The organism is Serratia sp. A07 (genome assembly GCF_058725505.1).
Map to the genome: position 1 here is coordinate 201,880 of NZ_JBZXDO010000005.1, position 25,501 is coordinate 227,380.

Annotated in this window: 21 protein-coding genes; 11 read left to right on the top strand and 10 right to left on the bottom strand. The window is 62.1% G+C overall.

Features of this window, described 5'->3' with window-relative positions:
* Nucleotides 1-260 precede the first annotated feature (260 nt).
* The 3 genes from parC (at nucleotide 261) to ftsP (ending at nucleotide 5,063) form a co-directional block, all read left to right on the top strand.
* A complete protein-coding gene (gene parC / locus AC4PR2_RS08070; protein ID WP_025304301.1) occupies nucleotides 261-2,534 on the top strand; it encodes a DNA topoisomerase IV subunit A in 2,274 nt (757 codons plus the stop codon).
* A gap of 246 nt (nucleotides 2,535-2,780) precedes the next feature.
* Entirely contained in the window at nucleotides 2,781-3,515 is a 735-nt protein-coding gene (locus tag AC4PR2_RS08075) for a 1-acylglycerol-3-phosphate O-acyltransferase (protein WP_004937266.1), read from the top strand.
* A gap of 132 nt (nucleotides 3,516-3,647) precedes the next feature.
* The gene (gene ftsP, locus AC4PR2_RS08080; protein WP_049198460.1) at nucleotides 3,648-5,063 is read left to right on the top strand and encodes a cell division protein FtsP; all 1,416 of its coding nucleotides are present in this window, start codon (nucleotides 3,648-3,650) and stop codon (nucleotides 5,061-5,063) included.
* Between the two features lie 17 nt (nucleotides 5,064-5,080).
* Here the strand turns inward: ftsP and AC4PR2_RS08085 are convergent, their stop codons facing one another.
* Nucleotides 5,081-5,992 (bottom strand): LysR family transcriptional regulator, encoded by a 912-nt coding sequence (locus AC4PR2_RS08085; RefSeq protein ID WP_443014504.1) that lies wholly within the window; start codon nucleotides 5,990-5,992, stop codon nucleotides 5,081-5,083.
* A 137-nt stretch (nucleotides 5,993-6,129) separates the two neighbouring features.
* Here AC4PR2_RS08085 and xapA point away from each other — a divergent pair, with 137 nt between their 5' ends.
* Together xapA and AC4PR2_RS08095 are read left to right on the top strand one after the other, a co-directional pair.
* Nucleotides 6,130-6,951, top strand: a complete 822-nt coding sequence (gene xapA / locus AC4PR2_RS08090; RefSeq protein WP_070915369.1) for a xanthosine phosphorylase — start codon at nucleotides 6,130-6,132, stop codon at nucleotides 6,949-6,951.
* An 81-nt stretch (nucleotides 6,952-7,032) separates the two neighbouring features.
* The gene (locus AC4PR2_RS08095; RefSeq protein WP_060441062.1) at nucleotides 7,033-8,283 is read left to right on the top strand and encodes a nucleoside permease; all 1,251 of its coding nucleotides are present in this window, start codon (nucleotides 7,033-7,035) and stop codon (nucleotides 8,281-8,283) included.
* Between the two features lie 34 nt (nucleotides 8,284-8,317).
* Here the strand turns inward: AC4PR2_RS08095 and AC4PR2_RS08100 are convergent, their stop codons facing one another.
* Nucleotides 8,318-9,250 (bottom strand): PfkB family carbohydrate kinase, encoded by a 933-nt coding sequence (locus AC4PR2_RS08100; protein WP_492175002.1) that lies wholly within the window; start codon nucleotides 9,248-9,250, stop codon nucleotides 8,318-8,320.
* The gene (locus AC4PR2_RS08105) at nucleotides 9,247-10,644 is read right to left on the bottom strand and encodes a purine-cytosine permease family protein (protein ID WP_443014506.1); all 1,398 of its coding nucleotides are present in this window, start codon (nucleotides 10,642-10,644) and stop codon (nucleotides 9,247-9,249) included. The genes AC4PR2_RS08100 and AC4PR2_RS08105 overlap by 4 nt, the downstream gene beginning before the upstream one ends.
* Nucleotides 10,645-11,302: 658 nt before the next feature.
* Between AC4PR2_RS08105 and AC4PR2_RS08110 the strand changes: the two genes are divergently transcribed.
* Both AC4PR2_RS08110 and AC4PR2_RS08115 read left to right on the top strand, forming a co-directional pair.
* Nucleotides 11,303-12,037, top strand: coding sequence for a GntR family transcriptional regulator (locus tag AC4PR2_RS08110; protein ID WP_060424777.1), 735 nt, complete (start codon nucleotides 11,303-11,305; stop codon nucleotides 12,035-12,037).
* 80 nt (nucleotides 12,038-12,117) lie between these two features.
* Nucleotides 12,118-14,286 (top strand): YgiQ family radical SAM protein, encoded by a 2,169-nt coding sequence (locus AC4PR2_RS08115; protein ID WP_060424780.1) that lies wholly within the window; start codon nucleotides 12,118-12,120, stop codon nucleotides 14,284-14,286.
* 63 nt (nucleotides 14,287-14,349) lie between these two features.
* On the opposite strand, the gene AC4PR2_RS08120 is transcribed toward AC4PR2_RS08115, so the two are convergent.
* The 3 genes from AC4PR2_RS08120 to yqhD all read right to left on the bottom strand — a co-directional run bounded on the left by AC4PR2_RS08120 (nucleotide 14,350) and on the right by yqhD (nucleotide 17,363).
* Entirely contained in the window at nucleotides 14,350-14,955 is a 606-nt protein-coding gene (locus AC4PR2_RS08120; RefSeq protein ID WP_060441017.1) for a transglycosylase SLT domain-containing protein, read from the bottom strand.
* Nucleotides 14,956-15,097: 142 nt separating this feature from the next.
* The gene (gene dkgA, locus AC4PR2_RS08125) at nucleotides 15,098-15,922 is read right to left on the bottom strand and encodes a 2,5-didehydrogluconate reductase DkgA (RefSeq protein WP_197803685.1); all 825 of its coding nucleotides are present in this window, start codon (nucleotides 15,920-15,922) and stop codon (nucleotides 15,098-15,100) included.
* 277 nt (nucleotides 15,923-16,199) lie between these two features.
* Nucleotides 16,200-17,363 (bottom strand): alcohol dehydrogenase, encoded by a 1,164-nt coding sequence (yqhD, locus tag AC4PR2_RS08130; RefSeq protein WP_193158410.1) that lies wholly within the window; start codon nucleotides 17,361-17,363, stop codon nucleotides 16,200-16,202.
* Nucleotides 17,364-17,589: 226 nt separating this feature from the next.
* Between yqhD and AC4PR2_RS08135 the strand changes: the two genes are divergently transcribed.
* Nucleotides 17,590-18,477 (top strand): AraC family transcriptional regulator, encoded by an 888-nt coding sequence (locus AC4PR2_RS08135; protein ID WP_194243114.1) that lies wholly within the window; start codon nucleotides 17,590-17,592, stop codon nucleotides 18,475-18,477.
* Between the two features lie 7 nt (nucleotides 18,478-18,484).
* Here AC4PR2_RS08135 and AC4PR2_RS08140 read toward each other — a convergent pair whose 3' ends face one another.
* A complete protein-coding gene (locus AC4PR2_RS08140) occupies nucleotides 18,485-19,513 on the bottom strand; it encodes a zinc-dependent alcohol dehydrogenase family protein (RefSeq protein ID WP_492175005.1) in 1,029 nt (342 codons plus the stop codon).
* 107 nt (nucleotides 19,514-19,620) lie between these two features.
* Here AC4PR2_RS08140 and AC4PR2_RS08145 point away from each other — a divergent pair, with 107 nt between their 5' ends.
* Nucleotides 19,621-20,541 carry a LysR family transcriptional regulator gene (locus AC4PR2_RS08145; protein ID WP_084827526.1) on the top strand — a complete coding sequence of 307 codons (921 nt, stop codon included), beginning with the start codon at nucleotides 19,621-19,623 and terminating at the stop codon, nucleotides 20,539-20,541.
* 10 nt (nucleotides 20,542-20,551) lie between these two features.
* On the opposite strand, the gene AC4PR2_RS08150 is transcribed toward AC4PR2_RS08145, so the two are convergent.
* Nucleotides 20,552-21,211 (bottom strand): DedA family protein, encoded by a 660-nt coding sequence (locus AC4PR2_RS08150; protein WP_038879412.1) that lies wholly within the window; start codon nucleotides 21,209-21,211, stop codon nucleotides 20,552-20,554.
* A gap of 145 nt (nucleotides 21,212-21,356) precedes the next feature.
* Complete coding sequence (metC, locus tag AC4PR2_RS08155; RefSeq protein ID WP_038879409.1) at nucleotides 21,357-22,553, bottom strand: cystathionine beta-lyase; 1,197 nt, start codon at nucleotides 22,551-22,553, stop codon at nucleotides 21,357-21,359.
* Nucleotides 22,554-22,984: 431 nt separating this feature from the next.
* Here metC and exbB point away from each other — a divergent pair, with 431 nt between their 5' ends.
* Together exbB and exbD are read left to right on the top strand one after the other, a co-directional pair.
* Entirely contained in the window at nucleotides 22,985-23,965 is a 981-nt protein-coding gene (gene exbB, locus AC4PR2_RS08160) for a tol-pal system-associated acyl-CoA thioesterase (protein ID WP_337046829.1), read from the top strand.
* 3 nt (nucleotides 23,966-23,968) lie between these two features.
* Entirely contained in the window at nucleotides 23,969-24,391 is a 423-nt protein-coding gene (gene exbD / locus AC4PR2_RS08165; RefSeq protein ID WP_004937307.1) for a TonB system transport protein ExbD, read from the top strand.
* A 55-nt stretch (nucleotides 24,392-24,446) separates the two neighbouring features.
* On the opposite strand, the gene AC4PR2_RS08170 is transcribed toward exbD, so the two are convergent.
* On the bottom strand, nucleotides 24,447-25,490 hold the full coding sequence (locus tag AC4PR2_RS08170) for a LacI family DNA-binding transcriptional regulator (RefSeq protein WP_060422585.1): 1,044 nt from the start codon (nucleotides 25,488-25,490) through the stop codon (nucleotides 24,447-24,449).
* Between the last annotated feature and the right edge of the window lie 11 nt (nucleotides 25,491-25,501).

Sequence of the window (25,501 nt, forward strand, 5' to 3'; positions counted from 1 at the left end):
AAAACAGCTTGCTGAACGAGAGTGTAATCGTTGGCCAGGCAAGTAAAAACGTGACGGCAGGCACAACAGTGTTGATTATTAATCAACAATCACGGTGGAATTTTGCCTAAACGCTCCGGCGACAGCGCCTTCGGCCGGCGATCCTTGCGCCAACTGTGACAGCCACCCCGCAGATGGGTTACTATCGCGGGCAGAATCGACAAGCGATGCCTTATTGTCGTCCAGGGATTGCCAAGCCACGGTCTGAGGATAATTGAGTAATGAGTGATCTGACTCATGACGGTGTAGAGCGTTTACCGCTGCACACATTCACTGAAAACGCCTATCTGAACTATTCCATGTACGTCATCATGGATCGGGCGTTGCCGTACATTGGCGACGGCTTGAAACCGGTACAACGCCGCATCATCTACGCCATGTCTGAGCTGGGGTTGAACAACAGCGCCAAATTCAAGAAATCCGCCCGTACCGTGGGCGACGTGCTGGGTAAATACCACCCGCACGGCGACAGCGCGTGTTATGAAGCCATGGTGCTGATGGCGCAGCCGTTCTCGTACCGCTATCCGCTGGTGGACGGCCAGGGGAACTGGGGGGCGCCGGACGATCCCAAGTCGTTTGCGGCGATGCGTTATACCGAATCGCGCCTCTCCAAATACGCCGAAGTGCTGCTGGCCGAGCTGGGGCAGGGCACCGTCGACTGGATCCCGAACTTTGATGGTACGCTGCAAGAGCCGAAGATGTTGCCGGCGCGCCTGCCGAATATCCTGCTGAACGGCACCACCGGCATCGCCGTCGGCATGGCGACCGACATTCCGCCGCACAACGTGCGCGAAGTCGCGGCGGCGGCGGTGGCGCTGCTCGACAAGCCGGGCGCCTCGCTCGATGACCTGCTCGAATTCGTGCAGGGGCCGGACTTCCCGACCGAAGCCGAGATCATCACCCCGCGCGATGAAATCCGCAAAATTTACCAGAGCGGCCGCGGCTCGGTGCGCATGCGCGCCGTGTGGAAGAAAGAAGACGGCAGCGCGGTGATCACCGCCTTACCGCACCAGGTGTCCGGCGCCAAGGTGCTGGAGCAGATCGCCAGCCAGATGCGCGCCAAGAAGCTGCCGATGGTCGAAGATCTGCGCGATGAATCCGACCACGAAAACCCGACGCGTCTGGTGATCGTGCCGCGCTCCAACCGTATCGATCTGGAACAGGTGATGAACCACCTGTTCGCCACCACCGATCTGGAGCGCAGCTACCGCATCAACATGAACATGATCGGTCTGGATAACCGCCCGCAGGTCAAAGGGCTGGTGGAGATCCTCACCGAATGGCTGGCCTACCGTCGCGACACGGTGCGCCGCCGCCTGAACTACCGCCTCGAGAAAGTGCTGAAACGCCTGCATATCCTCGAAGGTTTGCTGGTGGCGTTCCTCAACATCGACGAGGTGATCCACATCATCCGCAGCGAGGATGAACCGAAGCCGGTGCTGATGCAGCGTTTCGGCATCTCCGACACCCAGGCGGAAGCGATCCTCGAGCTGAAACTGCGTCACCTGGCCAAGCTGGAAGAGGTCAAGATCCGCGGCGAGCAGGATGAGCTGGCGAAAGAGCGCGATCAGCTGCAGGCGCTGCTGGCGTCCGAGCGCAAGCTGAACACGCTGATTAAGAAAGAGATCCAGGCCGACGCGCAGACCTACGGCGACGATCGCCGTTCGCCGCTGACCGAGCGTGCGGAAGCCAAGGCGATGAGCGAGCACGACTTCGTGCCGTCCGAGCCGGTAACCATCGTGCTGTCTGAAATGGGCTGGGTGCGCAGCGCCAAGGGCCACGACATCGATCCGGCCGGCCTGAGCTACAAGGCCGGCGACAGCTTCCGCGGCGCGGCGCGCGGCAAGAGCAACCAGCCGGTGGTGTTCATCGACTCCACCGGGCGCAGCTACGCGCTCGATCCGATGACGCTGCCTTCGGCGCGCGGGCAGGGCGAGCCGCTGACCGGCAAGCTGACGCCGCCGCCGGGCGCCACCATTGAGCAGGTGCTGATGGCGGCCGACGATCAGAAGCTGCTGATGGCGTCCGATGCCGGTTACGGCTTCGTTTGCACCTTCAACGATCTGGTGGCGCGCAACCGCGCCGGCAAGGTGATGATCACGCTGCCGGACAACGCCAGAGCGCTGCCGCCGATGGAAATTCACGGCGCAGACGACATGCTGCTGTCGATCACCGCCGCCGGGCGCATGCTGATGTTCCCGGTTGCCGATCTGCCGCAGCTGTCGAAGGGCAAAGGCAACAAGATCGTCTCCATTCCGGCAGCCCAGGCGGCGGCCGGTGAAGACAAGCTGGCCTGGCTGTTCGTGCTGCCGCCGCAGGCGTCCGTCACGCTGCACGTCGGCAAACGCAAGCTGACGCTGCGGCCGGAAGATCTGCAGAAGTTCCGTGCAGAGCGCGGTCGCAAGGGCACCCAGCTGCCGCGCGGCCTGCAGCGTATCGATCGCGTTGAAGTGGATGCGCCGGTGCGGGCGTCGGGCGGCGATAGCGAAGAGTAAGCGTTGGCGCTAGCGTTAACGGGCGGTCGCAGCATGCTGTGGCCGCCTTATTTATTTTTGCTGGCGTTTATTTTCCAAATAGTTAACATTTCTGCGCATAAAATTATTGTGCGTATTGCCGGCTGGCGGGAAAATAGCGAGAAAGGCAGGCGACATCGGCGTGCTTATCGCCTGGCCGGCAAATAATGAGTAAAGGAATCTGCGCAGCGAAGTAAACTGCGTTGGCAGTGTGCTAATGAGGTTGTTATGTTATTGATTTTGCGTGCCGTTCTCGCCACTCTTTTCTGTATTCTGGTGTGTATTTTCGGTTCTGTTTATTGCTTGTTCAGCCCGCGTAATCCCCGCCATGTGGCGACCTTCGGCCACCTTTTCGGCCGCCTGTCGACGCTGTTCGGCATCAAGGTTGAAACCCGCGTGCCGGCCGATGCGGCCAACAACGGCAACTGCATCTATATCGCCAACCACCAAAATAACTACGACATGGTGACGGCCTCGAATATCGTGCAGCCGCGCACCGTGACCGTCGGTAAAAAAAGTCTGGTGTGGATCCCGTTTTTCGGCCCGCTGTATTGGCTGACCGGTAATCTGCTGATAGATCGTGATAATCGCGCCAAGGCGCACGGCACCATCGCCCAGGTGGCGGAGCAGTTCAAAAAGAAAGACATTTCGATCTGGATGTTCCCGGAAGGGACCCGCAGCCGCGGTCGCGGGCTGATGCCGTTTAAAACCGGCGCGTTCCACGCGGCCATCGCCGCCGGCGTGCCGATTGTGCCGATCTGCGTATCGACCACCAGCGGTAATATAAATCTTAATCGCTGGAATAACGGTCATGTGATCGTCGAGATGTTGGCGCCGGTGGATACCAGCAAATACGGCAAAGAAAACGTGCGCGAGCTGGCGGCCCATTGCCGCGAGCTGATGGAGGCGAAGATCGCCGAATTGGACGCCGAAGTCGCCCAGCGCAACGCCGCCAAAAAATAAGAGTCTACCGGCTTCAAAGAATACGTTTTTAATTGGCGTTCAGCGCCGTTAACGCCTGAGCGCCTGCTAATCTTGATTGGCGGGCGTTTGGGTTTTGCACACGGTTTAGTTATTGCTTTTCATGGAGAAAATATGTCACTCAGTCGACGTCAGTTTTTACAGGCATCGGGCCTGGCGCTGTGCGCGAGCGCCGTGCCGCTGAGGGCAGAGGCGAGCGGAACGCAGACCCCATTACCCATTCCGCCGCTGCTGGAGTCTCGCCGCGGTCAGCCGCTGTTCCTGACCCTGCAGCGCGCCCACTGGGCGTTTATGGATAACCGCAAAGCGGCGGTGTGGGGCGTCAACGGCATGTATTTGGGGCCGACGGTGCGGGTTTACAGCGGCGACGACGTCAAGCTGATCTACAGCAACCGCCTGCAGGAGCCGGTGGCGATGACCGTCAGCGGGCTGCAGGTGCCGGGCACGCTGATGGGTGGCGCGCCGCGCATGATGTCACCGAACGTCGACTGGTCGCCGGTGCTGCCTATTCGTCAGGCGGCGGCCACCTGCTGGTACCACGCCAACACGCCGAACCGCATGGCGCCGCACGTTTACAACGGGCTGGCCGGGCTGTGGCTGGTGGAAGATGCCGTCAGCAAAGCGCTGCCGCTGCCCAACCACTACGGCGTCGACGATTTCCCGCTGATCATTCAGGACAAGCGCTTCGATAACTTCGGCACGCCGCAATACGATGCGCCGTCGCAGGGCGGCTTCGTCGGCGATACGCTGTTGGTCAACGGCGTGCAAAACCCGTATGTCGAAGTGTCGCGCGGCTGGGTGCGTTTGCGCCTGCTTAACGCCTCCAACGCGCGCCGCTATACCCTGCAGCTCAGCGACGGGCGCCCATTCAACGTGATCGCCAGCGATCAGGGCTTCCTGCCCGCGCCGGTCGCGGTGCAGCAGCTGTCGCTGGCGCCGGGCGAACGCCGGGAAGTGCTGATCGACATGTCGAAGGGCGACGAGGTGACCATCACCGCCGGTGAAGCGGCGGGCATCATGGATCGCCTGCGCGGCCTGTTCGAGCCGTCGAGCATTCTGGTGTCCACCCAGGTGCTGACGTTGCGCCCGACCGGCCTGCTGCCGCTGGTGACCGACAACCTGCCGATGCGCCTGCTGGCGGATCAGCTGTTGGACGGCAGCGCCAGCCGCACCCGCGATTTCCGCCTGGGCGACGGCGGCGTTGGCATCAACGGCGCGATTTGGGATATGAACCGCATCGACGTGCAGGCGCAGCAAGGCACCTGGGAACGCTGGAACATTCATGCGGATACGCCGCAGTCGTTCCATATTCAGGGCGTGCAGTTCCTGATCAAACGCGTCAACGGCGCGCAGCCGATGGCGGAAGATCGCGGCTGGAAGGACACCGTCTGGGTCGATGGCGACGTCGAGCTGCTGGTGTATTTCAACCAACCTACCTCCGAACACTTCCCGTTCCTGTATTACAGCCAGACGCTGGAAATGGCCGATCGCGGCACCGCCGGCCAGCTGATGGTGCAGCCGACGATGTAATCTGCGCTGCGGGCCGCTTACGGCGCCCGCAGCATCTCCAGAAAGGCCTGCACCACCGGTGTGACGCTGTCGGCGCGGTAAACCGCATACAGATCCGCCGGCGGCGCCTGTTGCAGCGAGCAAAAGCGGACGCCGGGCCACGGAATGCGGCCGTAGCTGTCCGGCAGCAGCGTAATGCCGCAGCCTTCCGCCACCAGCGCCAGCAGGGTTTGCGGCTCGTTGACCTGATAAGCGACGTCCGGCAGGAATCCCTGCTGCAGACACAGATTGTGCAGATACAGCCCCAGGCTGGCCTCATGCGGCGGCAGCACGATGAAGCTATCGTTCTGCAGCGCCGCCAGCGGGATGTTTTCCTGCTGCGCCAGCGGATGATCGAGCGGCAGCACCACGGCGATGCTTTCGCTCGCCAACCGTTGGCAGGTCAACCCCGGCAGCGTCTGCTGCTGCGCCTCTCGCCAGACCCCGATATCGATATGCCGCTTTTGCAGCGCGGCGATTTGCTGGCTGGGCGTCAGCTCGTTCAACGACCAGGTGACGCCGGCGCTTTGCTCGCTGGACCGCCGCAGCGCCGCGATCAGGCCGCCCCAGGCCGAGGTGCCGACCATGCCGACCACCATGTGGCCGCCTTCGCCGCGTCCCATCTGTTGCACCTGATGCAGCGCGCTGTCGGCCTGATCCAGCAGACGCTCGACGTTGCGCAGCAGCGTGCGGCCGGCCGGCGTCAGCGTCATGGAGCGGGTGGTGCGTTTGAACAGCACCACGCCGAGCTGGCTCTCCAACTCCTTGATGTGCTTGCTGAGCGGCGGCTGTGACATATTCAGCCGCCGAGCCGCCTGGGTGAAGTTCATCTCTTCCGCCACCACGCGGAAATAGTGCAGCAGGCGGAAGTTAATCCGGCTGGGATCGGGCAGGGCATGGGGCTGATTCATCCGGGATATCGTCTCCTTGTGACGCAGCTCAACTTATAGGTAAATGGAATAAATCGGCCGCCAAGAATGTATTGGTCTCGGCTGAGCCTCGCTCTCTACTATGGGGATTATTATCCCCCGCTGAAAGAGAGAATACGATGTTTAATCAAGAAGATGCTTTTACCTGCGCCGATGTCGTCCGCGCACGCCTGCCGGATTTCCAGCCGAAAGCGGCCTTGATTCTCGGTTCCGGGCTCGGCGCTCTGGCGGAGGTGATGACCGAAACCGTCACCATCGACTACGCAGAGCTGCCGGGCTTTCCGGTGAGCGGCGTCGCCGGCCATGCCGGGCAGCTGGTCGCCGGCAAGCTGGAGGGCGTACCGGTATTGTGCATGAAAGGGCGCGGTCATTTCTATGAAGGGCGCGGCATGCAGGTGATGACCACCGCAGTGCGCACCTTCAAACTGCTGGGCTGCGAATTCCTGCTGGCGACCAACGCCGCCGGTTCGCTGCGCCGCTCGGTGGCGCCGGGCAGCCTGGTGGCCATTACCGATCACATCAACTTCATGCCGGAATCGCCGCTGGTCGGCGCCAACGACGAGCGCTTCGGGCCGCGCTTCTTTAGCCTGGCAAACGCCTACGATCGCGATCTGCGCGCCCAGCTGGCGGCGGTGGCCGAAAGCGCGGGCATCCCGCTGGCGGAAGGGGTATTCGCCGCCTACACCGGGCCGAATTTCGAAACGCCGGCGGAGATCCGCATGATGCAGACCCTGGGCTGCGACGTGGTGGGGATGTCGATCGTGCCGGAAGTCCTGACGGCGCGCCACTGCGGCCTCAAGGTGCTGGTGGTATCCGCGATGACCAACTACGCCGAAGGGCTGTCGGATACGCCGCTCTCCCATGAACAAACGCTCAGCTGCGCGGCGCTGGCGGCGGACGATTTCATGCGCCTGATCCGCGAGCTGTTCAAAACGCTGTAATAGCGCAAGCAAACCGGCGGCGGGCTGCAGGGGGCCTGCCGCATCAATCATCGTTGAAAGCATAATAACAAGGTGATGGCGATGGCGATAAAAACACGATTGAAAGTCATGATTTTCCTGCAGTTCTTTATCTGGGGTGCCTGGCTGGTGACGCTGGGCTCCTACATGATCAACACGCTGCATTTCAGCGGCATGCAGGTGGGGATGGTTTACAGCGCCAAAGGCATCGCTGCGCTGATCATGCCGGGGCTGGCGGGCATCATTGCCGATCGGTGGATGAAGGCCAACTCTCTGTATGCGCTTTGCCACCTGCTCGGGGCGCTGGCGCTGTACTGCGCGGCGCAGGTCGAGCAACCGATGCTGATGTTCTGGGTGATGCTGTTCAACGCCATGGTCTATATGCCGACCATCGCGCTCTCCAACGCCATTTCCTATTTTTGCCTCGAGAAGCACGGCTTTGACACGGTGAAGGACTTTCCGCCGGTGCGGGTGTACGGCACGGTGGGGTTCATTCTGGCGATGTGGCTGGTCGGCTTTAGCCAAATTGAGCTCAGCAATCTGCAGCTGTACCTGGCTTCTGCGGCGTCGCTGCTGCTGTCCGCCTATTCGCTGACGCTGCCGCGCTGCCCGACCAACCGCGCGGCCGAGTCAAAGAGCTGGGTGAGCGTGTTGGGGCTGGATGCGCTGGTGCTGTTCCGCCAGCGGCGCATGGCGCTGTTTTTCCTGTTCGCCATGTTGCTTGGGGCGGCGCTGCAGATAACCAATACCTTCGGCAACCCGTTCCTGCACGATCTGTCGCTCAATCCGCTGTATCAGGACAGCCTCAGCGTCCGGTATCCGGCGGTGCTGCTGTCGCTGTCGCAGATCTCCGAAGTGTTCTTTATCCTCACCATTCCCTTCTTCCTGCGCCGTTACGGCATCAAGCAGGTGATGCTGATCAGCATGGCGGCCTGGACGCTGCGTTTCCTGTTCCTGGCGTACGGCACGCCGGTCGGCTTTGGTTTCGTTCTGCTGCTGCTGTCGATGATCGTCTACGGCTGTGCGTTCGACTTCTTTAATATCTCCGGCGCCATCTTCGTCGAGAAAGAGGCCGATCACCGCATCCGCGCCAGCGCGCAGGGGCTGTTCATGACCATGGTGAACGGGTTGGGCGCCTATCTCGGGGCGCTCGCCAGCGGCGAGGTGGTGGACTTCTTCAGCCATGACGGCGTGAAAGACTGGCAGAGCATCTGGCTGGTGTTTGCGCTGTATACGCTGGTGCTGGGGATCGTGTTCGCGTTGAGCTTCAACTACCGCCACTCGCCGCAGGAGAGCGCGGTGGCGGCGCAGTAAGGCTGGGGGCGCAGCCTGGCTGCGCCCTGAAACGTCAGGCCTGCGGGAAGCGCTGTTGCAACTGCTGCCAGTCCGGCGGATTGGCGGCCCCGAGGCTGGCCACCACGCAGGCCGCGACCCGGTTGGCCAGATCGACCGCCTGCGGCAGCGGCCAGCCGGCGGACAGGCCCGCCAGTAAACCGGCGCAGTGGGCATCGCCCGCGCCGATGGTGTCGACCACGTCTACCGGATAGGCGGGAACGTGCAGCGGCGGCGTGCGGCCGTCGCAGATCCACGCGCCGTCGCGATCCAGGCGGCAGATCAGCGTCAGGTTGTGGGCGGCGGCATAGCGCTGCGCGGCCTCCACGGCGTCGCCGGCGCCGCACAGCGCGGCCACTTCGTCGCGGTTGAGCGTCAATAGGGTGTGGCTGTCGCTGAGCATGGCGAAGAAATCTTCGCTGAGCTGAGCGATGCGCGGGCCGGGATCGATCAGGCGCGGTTGGTCAAACGGCATGCGCGTCAGCCACTCGCGCAGCGCTTCGCCGCTTTCACCCGCCAGCTCGTAGCCGCTGGCGTAGATCAGGGTGTGCTCCGTCAGCGGCAGCGTCGCCAGCTGCGCTTTATTCCATTGGCTTTCGCAGCCGGAAACCGTGATGAAGGTGCGTTCACCGTTTGGCTCCACCAGCGCCAGGCACCAGCCGTTGTCCATCTGGCCGTGGCGCAACAGCACCTTCAGCCCCAGCTCGCCCATGGCGGCTTCGGCAGCCGCGCCCCATTCGCCGTTGCCAACCGGCATGCCGTTAATCACCGGCGTTTCCAGGCGCACCAGCGCGCGCGCCACGTTGAACGCGCAGCCGCCGATTTGCCGCGCCTGCGGCTGGGCTTCGATATCTTCGCCGCTGGTCGGCAGGCGCGGCAGCGTCATCACCAGATCGCCGACCGCGCCCCCAATAACCAGGACAGGTGTTACAGCTTCCCACTCACTCATTGATGTTCTCTGCGTTGGGTCAGGTACAGACCGTAAGCGATCAGACTCACCGCGAACGACACAAACAGCCCCAGGCTGGAATCGGCGAACAAGCCTTTGGCCAGCGGGCCGTCGATAAAACCGGTTTTGGTGACCAGCAGGCCGCACAGGGCGCCGAGGAACCAGCAGAACAGCGGGGCTTTGCGCACGCCGCGGTTCTGGCCATGCAGGCAGTACAAAGCGTTGCCATCATACCCGTGGCGGCGGCGCAGGCACAGGTAATCGAGCAGGAAAATCGCCTCCCAAGCCGCCAGGAAGACGCCGCAGAACACCAGGAAGGAGATGAACGGCCCCATGAAATCGCCGGAGATGAACAGCACATACAGGGCGATGCCCAGCACTACGACCGCGTCGATCGACACCGCCAGCCACTGTTTGACCTGCACGCCGATGGTCAGCAGGTTAAGGCTGGCGGAATACAGGCTGAGCACCGCGATGGTGACGATGCCGGCGGTGGCGGCCAGCAGATAAGGGATCGCCATCCAGGCGGGCAGCACGGAGCCTATCAGCGCGATGGGGTTGGCGGCGCTGGCCAGATCGGGCAGCTGCACGGAAAGCAGGATGCCGGCCAGCATCAGCAGCATCAGCGGCAAACAGGCGCCGCCCATTACCGCGGCGAAAATGCTTTTGCTCGACGAGCTCGGGCTTTGATAGCGGCTGTAATCGGCGCCGGCAATCGCCCAGCTGATGCCGGTGCCGGCGGCGATCACCGATACCGCCGGCAGGAAGCCGGTCAACCAGCTGCCGGAAGGCAGCGCCAGCACCTGGCTCCACTCGGTGTTGAACAGGATATAGAGCACCACGATCAGCGTCATGGTGCCGAAGATGCGGCTGAACCAGCTTTGCATCCAGACCACGGTATTTTGCCCCAGCAGGCTGACGACGACAGTGAGCCCGCCGAACAGCAGCAGGCTGAGCGCGGTCAGCAGGTGGCTGCTACCCAACCCGAAGGCCTCGAACAGCGCCGCCAGCGTCAGGGTGCCGGTGATCACATTGACCGCTTCCCAGCCCATCAGGTTGATCCAACTGAACAGGGTGGGCGCCACGTTGCCCTTCAGGCCGAAAATCACCCGTGAGAGCGTCAGCGTAGAGGTGCGCCCGCGCTTGCCGGCGAAGCTGGTGAGGCCGACCAGCACGAAGCTGGCGACGCCGAGCAGCGCGGCGAGTACCGATTGCAGGAAGGATAAGCCGAAGCCGACGATAATGGCGCCGTACACCACGCCGAGAATGCCGATATTGGCCGCCGACCAGATCCAAAACAGCTCGATGGGCTTGCCGGTCTGTTCCGCGTCCGGCACCCGATCGATACCGGTGCTTTCTACCTTCCATGCTTCATTGCGATTGATATCGGTCATAGCAAATGATCCCTGTAGCGCAGGGCCGCGAGGGCCGCCGCAGTTGACTGAAAATCGATTCCGTTGGCGCGGTTGACGCCGGCTATTCCGTTGTCGGTGAAGACGCCGATTCCGCGCAGTGTGTAGCGGCTGAGACCGCCGGGTCTGTCAAAATGAGGGCGGTATCCGCCTGATCGGGTGAGGCACGTCGGCCGCACGGCGCCAATGAGTGTAGTCAAAGAGTGGGTCTGCAGCGGGGTTTGGCGAAGCGGGAACGTTTCTATTTGCCGACATCGATCCGTTGCGCCCACCGCAAGGGGATCCTGTGATGTGGCTATGAGCAGTGAGCAAGCTATCCATTAGCTACGTTGCTTATTCTCGGCCGTTTGTGCTGACAGTATATCCCCGCTACCGGCCATCAAGGGTATCCTTTAGGGCTGGCAGCGGGTTTTTTATTGTTTTTAAAGTGGGTCCCTGGTGTTGGTGCAATTGATGTATCAACATCAATAAGCACAGATTACGCGCGATCTAGATCCAATGAAAGTCCATTAGGCAAAAATTGTGATGCCACTCTGAAAACATTAGCGATATTTTAGTTAAGGTGAGGGGCTTATCGCCGGATCGGCGATAGGATAAAAAACGAAATCCAGACAAATGGCATAGGTAAGAGGGCGGGCGAATGACGGATTTTATGGCCTGGCTGCGTGGCCATCTGGCGCAGGGGGCGGTAGCGCCGCGTTATATTCAGCTGGCGACGGCGATAGAAACCGCAATCAGGCAGCAGGTGTTGGCGGCGGAGGCGTTTTTGCCGCCGGAACGGCAGATGGCGGAAGGCCTGGGGCTGTCGCGTGTCACCGTCAGCAAGGCGATGAAGCTGCTGGAGGAGAAGGGGCTGATTTCGCGGCAGCAGGGCGTTGGCACCCGCGTGGCGATGCGCATCGGCTATTCCCTCGATAAGGACAGCGGTTTCACCGCTCAGGCGCTGCGCCACGGCAGCAGCGTCAGTAACCGATGGTTGCTGCGCACCCGGGTCGGCGCGCCGGCCAAGGCCGCGGCGGCGCTGGGGCTGGCGGAGGGGGATGAGGTGATCAAACTGCGGCGTTTGCGCTTGCTGAACGGCAGTCCGGTCTCGCTGGAAACCACCTATATTCCGCCGCGCTTCCTGCCCGAACCGGGGCAGTTGGAGCATTCGCTGTATGCGTTATGGCAATCGCGCGGCATCGTGCCTGAAGATAAACACTTTCTGCTGAAGGCGGTGTCCTGCAGCGACGAGGTCGCCGAGCTGCTCAACGTGCCGTGCGGCGCGCCGTTGTTGCACATCACCCAGACCAGCCGCAATGCCCAGGGCGAGGCGCTGGAGTTCAGCGATATTTTGTGTCGCAGCGACGTTTATGAATTCGAAGTGAACGGTTAGCGAAATAACCATGCTCTTTTTGCTGCTAGTGCGTATAATCGCCGCCCGGCGATTAATTAACCTGTAAAAAGAGCAGCAGAATGAGCACCACCAGCCTGATCCAACCCGATCGTGAACTGTTTTCCTATAAGCCTTATTGGGCGGAATGTTTTGGCACCGCGCCGTTTTTACCGATGTCGCGAGCAGAGATGGATCAACTGGGCTGGGACAGCTGCGACGTGATCATCATCAGCGGCGACGCCTATGTCGATCACCCGAGCTTCGGCATGGCGATCATCGGCCGCATGCTGGAAGCGCAGGGCTTCCGCGTCGGCATCATCGCGCAGCCGGACTGGAGCAACAAAGAAGATTTCATGCGGTTGGGGAAACCGAACCTGTTCTTCGGCATCACCGCCGGCAACATGGACTCGATGATCAACCGCTATACCGCCGATCGCAAACTGCGCCACGACGATGCTTACACCGCCGGCAACGTCGGCGGCAAACGCCCGGATCGCGCTACCCTGGTTTACAGCCAGCGTTGTAAAGAAGCCTACAAAGACGTGCCGATCGTGCTGGGCGGCATCGAAGCCAGCCTGCGCCGCATCGCCCACTACGATTACTGGTCTGATACCGTGCGCCGCTCGGTGCTGGTGGATTCCAAAGCCGACATGCTGATCTACGGCAACGGCGAACGCCCGCTGGTGGAAGTGGCGCATCGCCTGGCCGCCGGCGAGAAGATCGGCGACATCCACGATATTCGCAATACCGCGGTGATGCGCAAAGAAGCGCTGCCGGGCTGGAGCGGCGTGGATTCCACCCGTCTCGACAAGCCGGGCCGCATCGAAGCTATCCCGAACCCGTACGGCGACGATCTGCCGTGCGCCGACGGAGCCAAGCCGAAAGAGCCGGAAGCCAAGCCTGTCACCGTGCGCGCCGCCAAGCCGAAGCCGTGGGAGAAGACCTACGTGCTGCTGCCGTCCTTCGAGAAAGTGAAGGGCGACAAGGTGCTGTATGCGCACACCTCGCGCATTTTGCACCATGAAACCAACCCGGGCTGCGCCCGTGCGCTGATGCAGAAACACGGTGACCGCTACGTGTGGATCAACCCGCCGGCGATCCCGCTGACCACGCCGGAGATGGACAGCGTCTTCGCGCTGCCTTATCAGCGCGTACCGCATCCGTCCTACGGCCAGGATCGCATTCCGGCCTATGACATGATCCGTTTCTCGGTGAACATCATGCGCGGTTGCTACGGCGGCTGCTCGTTCTGTTCGATCACCGAGCACGAAGGGCGCATCATCCAGAGCCGTTCGGAAGATTCGATCGTTCGCGAAATCGAAGAGATCCGCGACAAGGTGCCGGGCTTTACCGGCGTGATCTCCGATCTCGGCGGCCCGACCGCCAACATGTATATGCTGCGCTGCACCAACCCGCGCGCCGAGCAGACCTGCCGCCGCGCCTCGTGCGTGTATCCGGAGATTTGCACCTACATGGACACCAACCACGAGCCGACCATCAAACTGTATCGCCGTGCGCGTTCGCTGGAGGGCATCAAGAAGATCCTGATCGCTTCCGGGGTTCGTTACGATCTGGCGGTGGAAGATCCGCGTTATATCAAGGAGCTGGCGACCCACCACGTCGGCGGCTACCTGAAGATCGCGCCGGAGCACACCGAAGAAGGGCCGCTGTCGAAGATGATGAAGCCGGGCATGGGCAGCTACGATCGCTTCAAGCAGCTGTTTGATCACTATTCGAAGCAGGCGGGCAAAGAACAGTATCTGATCCCGTACTTCATCTCGTCGCACCCGGGCACTCGTGATGAAGACATGGTGAACCTGGCGCTGTGGCTGAAGAAGAACCGTTTCCGCCTCGATCAGGTGCAGAACTTCTATCCCTCGCCGATGGCCAACTCCACCACCATGTATTACAGCGGCAAAAACCCGCTGAGCAAGGTGGGGTACAAGAGCGAAGACGTGGTGGTGCCGCGCGGCGATCGCCAGCGTCGCCTGCATAAGGCGCTGCTGCGTTACCACGACCCGGCCAACTGGGCGCTGATCCGCACCGCGCTGGAAGAGATGGGGCTGAAGCACCTGATCGGCAGCCGCCGCGAGTGTCTGGTGCCGGCGCCGAGCATCGACGAGCAGCGCGAAGCGAAACGCCTGCAGCGCCATACCCGGCCGGCGCTGACCAAGCATACCGATATCAATCGGCAGCGCACGCCGTCCAACCGGCCGCCGCGCAAACCGATTCGCAAAGCCAAGCCGTAACGGCCACGCCGCGTGCGCAAACAAAAAGGAGAACCCTCAGGTTCTCCTTTTTACTTTTGCTCATCACAAACTATCGTAGGCGGCTTCCACTTTCATCAAATGGCGCGGCGCCTGCGGAGCGGGATGGTATTTGCGCACGTGCCAGTTAAAGGCTTCCGGCGACAGGTTGTTGATCATCGCGATGGCCTGCTGACGGTTGCTGGAGAAGGTGCGCAGCAGCGCGCCGGTGCCGTTGACGTAGGCGATGATGGTGGCGTAGCGCAGCGTAACAGGGTTCGTGATCCCTTTAAGCTGCTGTTTTTGCAAGGTGGCCAGGTAGGCGGCGCCGAGATCGATATTGGTGTCGGGATCCCGCAGGTCGTCAGCGTCCGGGCAACCGCGTTTGCCTTTGTAGCGGTAGGCATCGCAGCCGGCGGTATCGGCTTTCAGCTGCATCAGGCCGATAGCGTTGGATTTGCTCACCGCCGCGGGGTTGAAGCCGGACTCCACCTGGATCATGGCGGTGATCAGCTTGGCGTCCACGCCGTATTCGCTGGCGGCGTCTTTAATGGCGCTATCGAAAGCGTGGCGATCGTAGCTGACGCGCTGTTTCTTGCCGGCGCAACCCGCCAGCACCAGCATGACGCAAAGCATGCCCAGCCGTAACCCGTGTGAGAAAGAGAATTTCATGGTGCTCCGTGCTTGTCTGTTTTTTAACGGCGTTAACCGGCGGGCGAGGCCTCCGGCGTCGTCATCATAACGTCAGGCGGCGCAAGGGAGCAATGCGCGGGAAGGAAAAGCCCCCTCCGACGGGAGAGGGCTTGGGGAGGGGTTACAGGGTATCCGGATCCGGCCCGAGGCGGTTGCCGACGTCCAGCTTGGCGATCTCGCCCAGTTCGTCCTTATCGAGTTTGAAATCAAACACCTCGAAGTTTTCGCGGATGCGCGACGGCGTGACCGATTTCGGGATCACGATAAGGCCGCTGTCCAGGTGCCAGCGCACCACGATCTGCGCCGGGGTTTTCTCGTATTTCTCGGCCAGCGCCTTGATCAGCGGCTGGTCGAACACCCCTTCACCGCCCTGCGCCAGCGGGCTCCAGGATTCGGTGGCGATATGGTGCGTGGCGTTCCAGGCGCGCAGCTGGCGCTGTTGCAGCAGCGGGTGCAGCTCTATCTGGTTGACGACCGGCGCCACGTTGGTTTCATCCAGCAGGCGCTGCAGGTGCGGCGTATGGAAGTTGCATACGCCGATGCTTTTGACCAGGCTTTGATCGCGCAGCTTGATCAGTTCGCGCCAGGCGGAGACGTATTGATCTTGCTGCGGGCGCGGCCAGTGGATCAGGTACAGATCCACATAGTCCAGCCTGAGTTTTTCCAAACTGGTTTCCAGCGCCGCCAGTGGATCGCCCTGATCGTCGTTCCACAGCTTGGTGGTGATGAACAGCTCGCTGCGCGGCAGCGAGCTGGACTGCAGTGCGGCGCCGACGCCTTCCTCGTTCTTGTAGATCGCGGCGGTGTCGATGGAGCGGTAACCGATCTCCAGCGCTTTGCTCACCGCGCGGGTGGTCTCTTCAATACTCGCCTGCCAAACGCCGAGACCCAACTGCGGCATCAGATTACCATCGTGGAGTTTGATGATGGGTTGTTGCGTTGTCATGCGCATCTCCTTGTGTACGGATTGCGGCGCCTGCGGCACCGAAACGGCTATAGATAAATTCTAGTTGGCAAAATGGGCGGTTGCCGGGTTTGCCAGCCTAATTTCAGCGGTGGCGGGAGGGCGACTTTCTCCCCGCTCTCCCTGCGAATGAGCGGTAAGACGGGTGGTGCGAAACGATCGGCGGCGCCCGACGGCACCCGGTGATCGGCCGGGCGCCAGATGCGGCGAAAAATGGCTGGCGGAGACTAAAGCCTAGCAAAAAATCGCCGTTTTGCGATTAACGCGCCGCTTCGTAAATGCGGCGGCTGACGTCCAGGGTGATGTCCTGATGCTCGCCCAGGGCGGTCATGCCGTGCTGATGCAGCTTGTCGAGCAGCGCCGGAATGCTGCTGCCGTCGAGCTGATAATCCGCCATGCGGGTCGGTACGCCCATCTGCTCGAAGAAGGCGCGAGTGGCGGCGATGGCGCCGTCGATACGGCTGTCTTCGCTGCCTTCGCGCAGGCCCCAGACGCGGTCAGCGTACTGCAGCAGTTTTTCGCGCTTCTGCGCTTTCTTCTCGTGCAGCAGCGCCGGCAGTACGATGGCCAGCGTTTGCGCGTGGTCGAGATCGTGCATGGCGGTCAGCTCGTGGCCCAGCATGTGGGTCGCCCAGTCCTGCGGCACCCCGGCGCCGATCAGGCCGTTCAGCGCCATGGTGGCGCTCCACATCACGTTGGCGCGCACCCCATAGTTTTCCGGTTCGGCCAGCGCGCGCGGGCCGTCTTCCAGCAGGGTCAGCAGCAGGCCTTCGGCGAAGCGATCCTGCACCTTGGCGTCGACCGGGTAGGTCAGATACTGCTCCAGGGTGTGCACGAAGGCGTCGACCACGCCGTTGGCGATCTGGCGCGGCGGCAGCGAGTAGGTCACCACCGGATCCAGTACGGCGAAGCGCGGCTGCACCAGCGGCGAGAAGAAGTGCTGCTTGTCGCCGCTGCTTTTACGGGTGATCACCGCGCCGCTGTTGGATTCGGAACCGGTGGCCGGCAGCGTCAGCACGCAGCCCATCGGCACCGCGTCGGCGATGTGGCTGCCGACGGTCTGCAGGATATGCCAGGCGTCGCCGTCGGCGGTGTAACGCGCGGCGGCGGCGATGAACTTGGTGCCGTCAACCACCGAACCACCGCCGACCGCCAGCAGGAAATCGATGTTTTCCGCCTTCACCACTTCGACCGCTTTCATCAGCGTTTCGTAGGTCGGGTTCGGCTCGATGCCGGAGAACTCCCGCACGTCGCGGCCGGCCAGCGCGCTGTACACCTGATCCAGCACGCCGTTCTTCCTCACGCTGCCGCCACCGTAGGTGATCAGGATGCGTGCGTCCGCCGGGATCTGGCCGGCCACTTCGGCAATTTGGTCCTTGCCGAACAGGATTTTGGTTGGGGTATGCAGAATGAAGTTTTGCATGGATGATTTCTCTCTTTCTGTCAGGCGGGCGCCAACGTGGCGCAAAGGTTTCTGGCCCGTATTGTCAGGAACCTGGCGGCAACGCACAATGCACATTCCTGTTTGGTTCTTGCCTATTCCTACAAGTCGTTGTAGAAATGGCGAGTTTTAAATTATTATTTATGCCGAATCGTTCTGACTGTAAGAGGGTGTTTCCGTGATTGAAATCGATGCGCAGCGCAGCCGCATGGCGCGCCAGGCGATGGCTATCGCCACCGGCAACGGCTACACGCCGTCACCGGTGCCGCGGGTAAAGATCCTGTATGTCGATCGCCACAGCCCGCGCCAACCGGTGATGTACGAGCCGGGGATCGTGATCGTCTTTCAGGGGCATAAGGTGGGCTATTGCGGCAACAAGATGTTCCAGTACGATCCGCGCAACTACCTGCTGATGACGGTGCCGCTGCCGTTCGAGTGCGAAACCTTCGCCAGCCCGGAACTGCCGCTGGTTGGGTTGGCGGTCAATATCGATACCCAAATGCTGCAGGACTTGCTGATCGACATCGGCGACGACGACTACCTGATGCAACCGCGGGCGGAGAGCAACGGGGTGAACCTGGCCGAGCTGACGGAAGAGCTGCTGTGCGCCACCGAACGCCTGCTGGACGTGATGGCCAAGCCGCTCGATGCCCGGGTGCTGGGGCCGCAGATCGTGCGCGAAATCCTCTACTACGTGCTGCGCGGCACCTGCGGCGCGTCGCTGCAGGAGCTGGTCAACCGCCATACCCACTTCAGCCAGATCGCCAAGGCGCTGCGGCGCATAGAAAATCAATATGCCGACAACCTCAACGTCGAACAGTTGGCCAGCGAGGTCAACATGAGCGTCTCGGCGTTCCACCACAACTTCAAGGCGGTGACCAACACCTCGCCGCTGCAATACGTGAAGTCGTACCGGCTGCATAAGGCGCGCCTGTTGATGGTGCATGACGGCCTGAAGGCCAGCACGGCGGCGATCCGCGTCGGCTACGAGAGCGCGTCGCAGTTCAGCCGTGAATTCAAGCGCCTGTTCGGCATGACGCCGAGCGATGAAATCGCCCGGCTGCGCGACGCCAACCCGCTGCTGCTGGAGGGCTGAACCGCGTTTACGGGGTCAGGACGATCTTGCCGAACGGCCCGCGATCGAGGTGATCCAACGCCTGCGGCAGTTGATCGAAACGGTAGACCTGGTCGATCACCGGCTGCAGGTTGACTGCGTCCACGGCGCGCACCAGATCTTCCAGCGCGCGGCGGTGGCCGACGCCGATGCCCTGGATCTCCGCCGATTTCAGCAGCAGCAGGCCGGCGGGGGCGGAAATCTCGGCGCCCGCCAGCACGCCGATCACCGAGATGCGGCCGCCCACCGCCACGGCGCGTACCGAGTTGCCCAGATTCGGGCCGCCGACGGTGTCGATCACATGGTCGATGCCGCGATCCTGCGTCAGTGCATAAATTGCTTCCACCCAATCGCCGTTCAGTCGGTTGATGCCGTGACTGGCGCCCAGCGCCTGGGCACGCGCCAGCTTTTCATCGCTGCCGGAAGTCACATATACCTCGGCGCCGTGCGCTTTGGCGATCTGCAGCGCGAACAGCGCCACCCCGCCGGTGCCTTGCACCAGCACCGTCTCGCCGGCATGCAGCTTGCCTTGCTCCACCAGCGCGAACCAGGCGGTTAGCCCGGCGCACGGCAGGGTGCTGGCCTGCACGTCGTCCAGCGACGCCGGCGCCGCCACCAGCCAGTCCTCATGCAAAATCACATATTCCGCCAGCACGCCCTGATATAAACCGCCGAGGGTGTGGTAAGGCACCTGGCGCGCATTGCCGTACGGTTTTTGCCGGCCGTCGAGCCAGCCGGGGCTGAAGGTAGAGATGACCCTGGCGCCGGGTTGGAAACGGCTGACGCCGGGGCCGATAGCGTCGACCTCGCCGGCCATGTCCGAGGCGGGGGTGAACGGCTGCGGCAGCGTCAGCCCCATGCCGCTTTCAATCATCAGTTTGTCGCGGTAGTTGAGCGCGACCGCTTTCACTTTCACTCTGATTTCGTGTGGCCCCGGCTGCGGGATCGCGTCGGCGGTCAACCGCAGGTGTTCACGCCCCAGGGCGTCCATCGTCCAGCGTTGCATCGTGTCGGTCATGATGTTCTCCAAAGTCAGCGATTAACGACTGGTCGATAATATCGTTGATGAAGGTTCGCCAGTGGCGATAAGATTTCCGAGGATTGTTTCTTTCAGGGCGACAAATCATGAGCGATCGATTGAGCGGCATTTCGGTATTCGTCACCGCCGTGGAGGCGGGCAGTTTTGCGTTGGCGGCCAGCCGGCTGCACCTGTCGCGTTCGGCGGTGGGGAAAACCATCGCCCGGCTGGAACAGCGGCTGGGCGTGCGGCTGTTTCATCGCACTACCCGCAGCCAGAGCCTGACCGACGACGGCGCGTTATTCTATGAGCGCTGCCTGCGAGCGCTGGAGGAGATCCGCGGTGCGGAAACGCTGCTGGAGTCGGGCAAGCGACAGGTCAGCGGCCGGCTGCGGGTATCGATGCCGGTGCTGTTTGGCCGCATGTGCATTGCGCCGCTGTTGACCGAGCTGACGCGCGAGCACCCGGGCCTGGAGCTGGAGCTGTCGTTCAACGATCGGGTGGTGGATCTGATTGAGGACGGCTTCGACATGGCGATCCGCAACGGCACGCTGGCCAACAGCGGCGGGCTGGTGGCGCGCCGCATCGGCGATCATCGCATGACGCTGTGCGCCTCGCCGGCCTATCTGCAGCGGTGCGGCGAGCCGCACAGCATCGAACAGCTGGCGGAGCATGAGGCGGTGACCTATATGCGCGCCGGTGCGCGGCGCAGCTGGTTGGTATTGGATAGCGACGGCAAGCCGCAGGAAGTGATGCCGACTAACCGGCTGCAAATGGATGATCTGCAGGCGATTGCGGATGCGGCGACGGCGGGGTTCGGCATTGCCTGGCTGCCGTGCTGGCTGGTGCGTGAGCAGCTGTTGAGCGGGGCGCTGGTGCGCTTGCTGCGCGACCGGCCGGGCGCCGCCTTTGAAGCGCATGCGGTGTGGCCGCACACGCCTCACCTGCCGCTGAAGGTGCGGCTGGCGGTGGATACGCTGGTGAGCAAGTTGCCCGCCAGTCTGGCGTTGGTCGAGAAGGCGCTGTAGCGCGCCGGGCTCAGGAGGAGGCGCGCTTTTTACGCCAAATGACCAGCATGGCGCCCAGCAGGCCGACGAACAGCAGCAGCAGCGGCAGCAGCATCAGGCCGGTCATCACCTGGCTTTCGTAGCGCTTCACCAGCGGAATTTGGCTGAAAGCGTAGCCAAGGCCCACCAGCGCACAAACCCAGATCGCCGCGCTCAGCCAGTTGAACACCTGGAAGCGTGAGCTGTTGAGCCCGGAAATGCCGGCCATGGTCGGCAGCAGCGTGCGCACGAAGCCGAGGAAGCGGCCGATCAGCAGCGCCGTCAGCCCGTGGCGGTTGAACAGGTTATGCGCGCGTTGGTGATATTGCGCCGGCAGCTGCAGCAACCAGCCCTTCACCAGGCCGGTGTGGCCCAGCCAGCGGCCCTGGATATAGCTCAGCCAGCAGCCGAGGCCGGCGGCAGCGGTCAAAATCAGCAGGGTGGGGGCAAAGCCCATCACGCCTTTGGCGATCAGCGCACCCGACAGCAGCAGCAGGCTGTCGCCGGGGAGGAAGGAGGCGGGCAGCAGTCCGTTTTCCAAAAACAGAGTGGTGAAAAGTACGGCGTAAACCACCCAAATTACGCTTGGATCGGCGAGGGCAATAAAGTCCTGCTGCCAAAGCGCATGAATAATCTCTCGTAATACATCCATTTTATGTCCTGTTGCATGCCGGTTGCGCCCGGGGTCACGTTCTCCAGGGTGCGGCGGTTACCGTATCTGACAGTTACCCGGATAGTGTACCGCTAATAGCTTAAGCCGACATTAAACGAGACGAAGAAAATTAGCGGAATCCGCCTTAGCGCACGCCGTTGAGGCGATCGAAACCGGCCGCCAGATCGGCGATCAGGTCTTCGACGTTCTCCAGGCCGATGTGCAGGCGCACCAGCGTGCCGGAGAAATCGACGCCGCCCGCCGGACGGATCGCTTCCAGCTCTTCCGGCTGGTTGGCCAGGATCAGCGACTCGAAGCCGCCCCAGGAGTAGGCCATGCTGAAGTGGCTGAAGTTGTCCAGGTAGGCGGCCAACTGCGCATCGTCCAACCGCTCTTTCAGCACGAAGGAGAACAGCCCGTTGCAGCCGCTGAAGTCGCGGCGGTAGAACTCGTGGCCCTTGCAGCTGGGCAGGGCTGGGTGATTGACCGTCGCCACTTCCGGCCGTGCCGCCAGCCAGTGGGCGACTTCGATGCTGCTGCGTTCGTGCTGCTTCAGGCGCACGCTCAGGGTGCGCAGGCCGCGGCTCGCCATATAGGCGGTGTCGGCATCCACCATTTGCCCCATCAGGTAGGAGTACTCGCGCAGCCGATCCCAACAGCGCGCGTTGGCGACGGCGGTGCCGAGCATGTAATCGGAATGGCCGATCAGGTATTTGGTGCCGGCCTGAATCGAAATGTCGATGTCGAAATCCAACGCCTTGAACAGCACGCCCGCCGCCCAGGTATTGTCGATCATGATCACCACCTCCGGCGCCACGGCGCGAATGGCCTGCACCATCGCCGGAATGTCCTGCACTTCCAGGGTGATGGAGCCGGGGGATTCCAGGAACACCACGCGGGTATTGGGTTGGATCAGCGTGGCGATGTCGGCGCCGATCAGCGGATCGAAATAGGTGGTGCTGACGTTCATGCGGCCGAGGATATGGGTGCAGAAATCCTGGGTCGGTTCGTACGCCGAACCCGTGACCAGCAGGTGATCGCCGGCGCCGACGAACGACAGGATCGCATTGGCCACCGCCGCTGCGCCGCAGGGGTACAGCACGCAGCCGGCGCCGCCCTCCAGCTCCACCATCGCATCCTGCAGGGCGAAGTGGGTCAGCGTGCCGCGTCGGCCGTAAAACAGCTCGCCGTGGGCGCGCTGCGCAGTGGCGTGCTTTTTGGCGGCGACGGAGTCGAAAACCAAAGAAGAGGCGCGTTGTGTGACGGGATTGACGGAGCCCTGGGTGTAGCGTTTGCCGCGGCCGGCGCCGATCAGCGTGGTTTCGATGTGTTTTGACGTCATGGTACCTGGCTCACCTCTGGTTGCTCTGCACGTGCCCGTTTGCGATAGCCCTTACGTTAGCATGAGTTAATATAGCCATCCAGACGTTTTAACTTCCGGATACAGAAACGGCTATAATTGGCTGCCGGGCGCGCCTTTCTCGCCTCATCCTTCTGCCGGGGGGCGAGAGAGAAGCCCATTCCTCGGTCAAGACGCCGTTCGGCAGCGCGGCGTTGTTGCGCCGTTGTGGGAGAAAAGTAACGAAATAACCCCATAAAAGGGGCGTTTGGCGGTGAACGGGCGCGGATTGGCGCTTTGCGGCGGGGCTGGCTAAAATTTTCTCGTTTATTTGGTAAATAATAATGAGAACTACTATCAATCCCCGGTTGGTTTGATATGATCGCACGCTGAATTATTCCTTAATTTTGATCGGTAATGGGTGGAGGCACAGCGTGAAAACGGCTGGCAAGAATTTAAATCAAGGATCGTTCGGCCAGGGCCGGGCGCAGTGGGGCAAGGCCTTCGGCCGCAGCCTGATGGCTTCTATGGTGCTGGTCGTGGGGCTGGCCGGCAGTGTGCAGGCAGCGCCGGCGGCCAATCCGGCCGTTACCGAAAGCGTTGCGCCGACCACCGCGCCTGCACCTGCTGCAGCCGCCGCGCCGGAGAGCATCACGCCGGTGAACCCGGCGCCAACGATCCAGCCACCGGAAACCCGCGGCATGGACCTGTCCGTTTGGGGCATGTACCAGCACGCCGACGCGGTGGTGAAAGCGGTAATGATCGGCCTGGTGCTGGCCTCGATCGTGACCTGGACCATTCTGTTCGCCAAAGGCAGCGAACTGCTGCGCGCCAAGCGCCGTCTGCGCCGCGAGCAGCTGGCGCTGGCCGAAGCGCGCTCGTTGGATGAAGCCTCCGAGCTGGCGCAAAACTTCGGCTCGGAAAGCGTCAGCGCGGTGTTGCTGAACGATGCGCAAAATGAGCTGGAGCTGTCTGCGGAATCCAACGACAACAATGGCATCAAGGAACGCACCGGTTTCCGCCTCGAGCGCCGCGTGGCGGCCTACAGCCGCAACATGGGCCGCGGCAACGGCTTCCTGGCCACCATCGGCGCCATCTCGCCGTTCGTCGGCCTGTTCGGTACCGTGTGGGGCATCATGAACAGCTTTATCGGCATCGCCCATTCGCAGACCACCAACCTGGCGGTCGTGGCGCCGGGCATCGCAGAGGCGCTGCTGGCGACTGCGATGGGCCTGGTGGCGGCGATCCCAGCCGTCGTTATCTACAACATCTTCGCCCGCGTCATCAGCGGCCACCGTGCCCAGGTGGGCGATGTGGCGGCGCAGGTCTTGCTGCTGCAGGGCCGCGATCTGGATCTGGCCGCGACGGCGGAAGCCAAGCGCTCACAGCACGCACACCAACTGCGGGCGGGGTGAGTCATGGCGATGCGCTTAAATGAAGATCTGGACGACAGCGGCGAACTGCATGAAATCAACGTGACGCCGTTTATCGACGTCATGTTGGTGCTGTTGATCATCTTTATGGTGGCCGCGCCGTTGGCAACGGTAGATATTCGCGTCGATCTACCGGCTTCTTCCGCCAAACCGCAGCCGCGGCCGGAAAAACCGGTGTTCCTGTCGGTGAAGGCCGACAAGCAGCTCTACGTTGGCGATCAGCCGGTGAATGCCGATCAGCTGACTTCGGTGCTGGATCAACGCACTCAGGCGAACAAAGAAACCACCATCTTCTTCCAGGCGGACAAGAGCGTGGACTATGAAACGCTGATGAGCGTGATGGACACCCTGCGTAAAGCCGGCTACCTGAAAGTGGGGCTGGTGGGCATGGAAGGCGCCGCCAAGTAGCGGCAGCAAAACGATAAAGGGCGCTCAGGCGCCCTTTTTTATTGATTCAGAAATATCACTCCCCGGCCAACAACGCCCGGGAACCGGCATGACGCCAGTGGATGCGGCCCGGCAGATAAAGAGCATGCTGTTCCAGCGGCCGCTCGTCGATGAGCGCGGTAACCTGGTCGAAGCTATGCTGCGCCAGCGCCCGGCAGTCTTGCGCGACCGTGTCTATCTTCAGCGTCATGCAATCGAACAGGTAGTGATCGTCGAAGCTGCACAGGTGGATGTCGCTCTCCATCAGCTGATGCTGCGTCAGATAACGCAACACCCCTTCCAGCAGGCCACAGGCGGCGGTGAACAGCGCTTTGGGCGGACGCCCCAGCTGTGCGCACAGCTGAGCGAACATCTCGTAACCTGAGCTGGGGTGGTAGCTGCCGTTGATGATCCATTCCGGTTTGCACGTTACGCCGGCGCGCTCCAGGCCAAGCTGGAAGCCGGCCAGCCGATCGCGGGTCGGTGAAATGCGCGGCTGCCCGCCGAGAAAATAGATCTCATCCGGATGTTGGCGCGCGACCTTTTCCACCAGGTCGGCGGTCGCATTAACCGAATCGGTGATCACCAGCGGCAGCTCGGAACCGGCGATCAGGCGGTCCATCTGCACCACCGGCAGCCCGACGTTGATCTTCTGGTATTCCGCGTCGTTCAGCTGGCTGGAGGCGACGATCAGGCCGTCGACCTGCCGTTGCACCAGACTGTTCACCGCCATCATCTCCTGCGCCGGGTTTTCATCGGTGCAGGCGATCAACAGCTGCAGACCGGCTTCGCGGCACAGCGTTTCCAGCTCGCGCGAGATCACCGCAAAGCCGTAGTTGGTCATCTCCGGTACCACCAGCCCCAGCGTGTGGCTGCGGTTGGAGCGCAAAGAGCGGGCGTGGATGCTGGGCTGATAATGGTGTTCGTGCGCCAGCGCCAGAATGCGATCGCGGGTGTCGTCGGACACCCGGTATTCCTTGCTGCGGCCGTTCAGCACCAGGCTGGCGGTCGATTTCGACACCCCGGCCAGCGTGGCGATGTCACTGATGGTAATGCGTTTATTTTTTTTCACTGACGCCATCTGAAGTCATC

Coding starts and splice junctions, on each gene's coding strand:
- parC (WP_025304301.1), top strand. CDS start 261: ATGAGTGATCTGACTCATGACGGTGTAGAGCGTTTACCGCTGCACACA.
- AC4PR2_RS08075 (WP_004937266.1), top strand. CDS start 2,781: ATGTTATTGATTTTGCGTGCCGTTCTCGCCACTCTTTTCTGTATTCTG.
- ftsP (WP_049198460.1), top strand. CDS start 3,648: ATGTCACTCAGTCGACGTCAGTTTTTACAGGCATCGGGCCTGGCGCTG.
- AC4PR2_RS08085 (WP_443014504.1), bottom strand. CDS start 5,992: ATGAATCAGCCCCATGCCCTGCCCGATCCCAGCCGGATTAACTTCCGC.
- xapA (WP_070915369.1), top strand. CDS start 6,130: ATGTTTAATCAAGAAGATGCTTTTACCTGCGCCGATGTCGTCCGCGCA.
- AC4PR2_RS08095 (WP_060441062.1), top strand. CDS start 7,033: ATGGCGATAAAAACACGATTGAAAGTCATGATTTTCCTGCAGTTCTTT.
- AC4PR2_RS08100 (WP_492175002.1), bottom strand. CDS start 9,250: ATGAGTGAGTGGGAAGCTGTAACACCTGTCCTGGTTATTGGGGGCGCG.
- AC4PR2_RS08105 (WP_443014506.1), bottom strand. CDS start 10,644: ATGACCGATATCAATCGCAATGAAGCATGGAAGGTAGAAAGCACCGGT.
- AC4PR2_RS08110 (WP_060424777.1), top strand. CDS start 11,303: ATGACGGATTTTATGGCCTGGCTGCGTGGCCATCTGGCGCAGGGGGCG.
- AC4PR2_RS08115 (WP_060424780.1), top strand. CDS start 12,118: ATGAGCACCACCAGCCTGATCCAACCCGATCGTGAACTGTTTTCCTAT.
- AC4PR2_RS08120 (WP_060441017.1), bottom strand. CDS start 14,955: ATGAAATTCTCTTTCTCACACGGGTTACGGCTGGGCATGCTTTGCGTC.
- dkgA (WP_197803685.1), bottom strand. CDS start 15,922: ATGACAACGCAACAACCCATCATCAAACTCCACGATGGTAATCTGATG.
- yqhD (WP_193158410.1), bottom strand. CDS start 17,363: ATGCAAAACTTCATTCTGCATACCCCAACCAAAATCCTGTTCGGCAAG.
- AC4PR2_RS08135 (WP_194243114.1), top strand. CDS start 17,590: ATGGCGCGCCAGGCGATGGCTATCGCCACCGGCAACGGCTACACGCCG.
- AC4PR2_RS08140 (WP_492175005.1), bottom strand. CDS start 19,513: ATGACCGACACGATGCAACGCTGGACGATGGACGCCCTGGGGCGTGAA.
- AC4PR2_RS08145 (WP_084827526.1), top strand. CDS start 19,621: ATGAGCGATCGATTGAGCGGCATTTCGGTATTCGTCACCGCCGTGGAG.
- AC4PR2_RS08150 (WP_038879412.1), bottom strand. CDS start 21,211: ATGGATGTATTACGAGAGATTATTCATGCGCTTTGGCAGCAGGACTTT.
- metC (WP_038879409.1), bottom strand. CDS start 22,553: ATGACGTCAAAACACATCGAAACCACGCTGATCGGCGCCGGCCGCGGC.
- exbD (WP_004937307.1), top strand. CDS start 23,969: ATGGCGATGCGCTTAAATGAAGATCTGGACGACAGCGGCGAACTGCAT.
- AC4PR2_RS08170 (WP_060422585.1), bottom strand. CDS start 25,490: ATGGCGTCAGTGAAAAAAAATAAACGCATTACCATCAGTGACATCGCC.